At 59.8% G+C, this 2,629-nt stretch carries 2 protein-coding genes; both read left to right on the top strand.

From position 1 onward, the window contains the following. The first annotated feature begins 97 nt into the window (after positions 1 to 97). Positions 98 to 1,918 (top strand): DUF1592 domain-containing protein, encoded by a 1,821-nt coding sequence (locus RMO15_RS09400; RefSeq protein WP_309711102.1) that lies wholly within the window; start codon positions 98 to 100, stop codon positions 1,916 to 1,918. Between the two features lie 180 nt (positions 1,919 to 2,098). After that, the coding region (locus tag RMO15_RS09395; RefSeq protein WP_309711099.1) for an SMI1/KNR4 family protein at positions 2,099 to 2,629 on the top strand (531 nt) is incomplete at its 3' end.

Here is a 2,629-nt window from a genome sequence, read left to right as displayed (position 1 = left end):
CGAAGTGCTTCTAGCTCTGCGGTAGGGGGAGACATCTCTCTGATTATGGGCTACTCTTCTTTTCCTCTGGAGGGATAGAGGCGGATATAATAGCGATATGCTGAGACTCTTACCACTCTCGCTGCTGTTGCTAGCAGCGGCGGCCCCACAACCACCAGCAGATTTAGTGGCCCGTCATGAAAAAGAGGCGCTGCCGCTGCTGAAGCAGTACTGCCTGACTTGTCACTCCGGGAGCCAGCCCAGCGGTGGTGTCAATCTCGACCCTGCGGATGTGGCCGGGATTCATAAAAATTTAGAGAACTGGCGCAAGGGGCTGGCCCGTCTCAAAGACCGCTCGATGCCGCCGCGTGGTGCCAAAAAACTCCCCGAGCCGCAGCGTGATGCTCTGGGAGTAGCTCTGGCCACCGTGCTGGATGCCGCGCCGGTGAAAGCCGTGCCGGGGCACACGGTTCTGCGGCGCTTGAGTCGCCTGGAGTACAACAACACAGTTCGGGATTTGTTTGGTGTCACGATCAAACCTGCAGATAGCTTTCCCGCCGATGGTGGCGGGGGAGGTGGCTTCGACAACAACGCCGACACGCTCTTTCTACCTCCCGTGCTTCTGGAGCGCTATCTGATTGCGGCCCAGGAGGTTCTGGAGGCTGCCCCGGCAAATACGCTCTTTTTTGTCAAGCCCAGTGCCAAGCTCACTGCCCGAGCTGCCGCGAAGACCATTCTTGAGCGCTACGCCTCCCGCGCGTTTCGTCGCCCCGTCTTGCCCGAGGAGACGGCTCGCTTGATGCGCCTCTACGACTCGCAGAAAGTCCATGAGGCGGGAGTGAAAGCGGCGCTGAAGGCGGTGCTGATTAACCTCAGCTTCTTATTTCGGGTGGAAGAGGCTCCCAACAACATGGGAAATATCGCGCTTTCTGACTATGAGCTGATCAGCCGACTCTCGTATTTCTTGTGGTCATCACTGCCTGATGATACGTTGTTTACGCTCGCTCGAACAAAGAAGCTGAGGCAACCCGGTGTGCTCACCGCGCAAGTGCGCCGCATGCTGCTAGATCCTAAGGCCGGGAGCTTCTACGAGAGCTTCGTGAGCCAGTGGTTGCACACCCGCGACTTGCAGACTGGAGTCGCCGCACCCGATCGAGGCCGCTTTCCGCAGTACGACACCCGCCTGCGGGATGCGATGTACCAGGAGCCGGTGCTGCTGTTTGAGAGTCTTTTTCGGGACAATGCGCCGCTGACAAACTTACTCTCTGCCGACTACACGTTTGTGAACGATACGCTCGCCGCGCACTATGGTATGGAGCCCGTGACCGGCAGCGGGTTTAAGAGAGTCCTGGTGGATACCGCCAAGCGTGGGGGGATTCTGACCATGGCGGCAACCCTGACCGTCTCCAGCTACCCGCAACGCACGTCACCGGTCTTGCGAGGGAAGTGGGTTCTCTCCGAAGTCTTGGGGACACCGCCGCCACCTCCCCCGCCCGTGACCAAGACCCTGCCGCCCAGTGATCAGAAAGAGAACGGCCTGACCTTCAAGCAGCGGCTCGAAAAGCACCGGGACGAGCCCGCCTGCGCCGGGTGCCATGCCCGCATTGATCCGATGGGTTTTGGTCTGGAAAACTACGATGCGATTGGGCGCTGGCGCGACAAGATCAACGACGATCCCGTGGATGCGAGTGCCAAGCTCTTAACCGGCGAGGAGTACCATAGCCCGGTCGAGTATAAGGCGCTGGTTCTGAAGCAAAAGGATGCTTTTTTGCGCAACTTAGTCGAGAAGATGCTTGCCTACGCCTTGGGCCGTGGCCTGGAGCCGCACGATCAGCCTGCGGTGACGAAGATCCTAGCTGCGCTGCAAAAAGACGGCAACAAGTCCGAGACACTGATCCGCGAGGTGGTCTTGTCGCTGCCGTTTGGGTTTAAACAATAACGTCCGCCCCGTGAACGGGGCGTCCTGTAGCGCTTCGCGCTGGGAAGCCCGTGCCGGGCTATAGACCTGTGATTCCCCAGCCCGGCACGGGCTTTGCGGCGCTTGCGCCATTGCAGACGCCGGTTTTCAACCGGCGGCACATTTCCGCCCAATGCCCCCATCCTGTAGTATCATGACGACATGGACTGGCCGCTCTACGAACGTATCATCACACAACTTTTCGAGCCCGTTGCGGAGGGCGATGGCATCCCCGATGATGAGCTAGACACGGCAGAAGCGCAGCTCGGGCACCCACTCCCACCCCTCTTGCGCCAGCTCTACAACCTCTGTGGGCGGCGTGGGGATTTGCATCAGGCATCGGAGCTTCTCCTTCTCCCAACCACTTTACAGGTGCGCGAGGGCTACTTGCCTTTCTACCAGAGTGCGGAGCAAGTGCCGTGGGCTGTCTCTCTCAACCACGGCGACGATCCTCCGGTCTTTCGGCAAAACGGTTCTGACTGGGAGCCCGACTACCCGACTCTCTCACAGTTTCTGCTGGCGATGCTCTTCTGGCAAGCCGTTAATGGCGGCGTGGACTACTACGCACACGGGACGGTGCCCGTGGTGGCACTGAGGCAGCTACCAGCGGGCTGGGAGCGCATCCCTCTGGGTGGTGACTGGGACTTGGAGGCACTCTGGGGAGGCAAAGTAGCGCTTGTGTACAGTAAGCAC

Origin of the sequence: Armatimonas sp. (assembly GCF_031410135.1) — a bacterium.
GTDB lineage: Bacteria > Armatimonadota > Armatimonadia > Armatimonadales > Armatimonadaceae > Armatimonas.
This window is presented reverse-complemented; position numbering and strand designations above follow the sequence as displayed.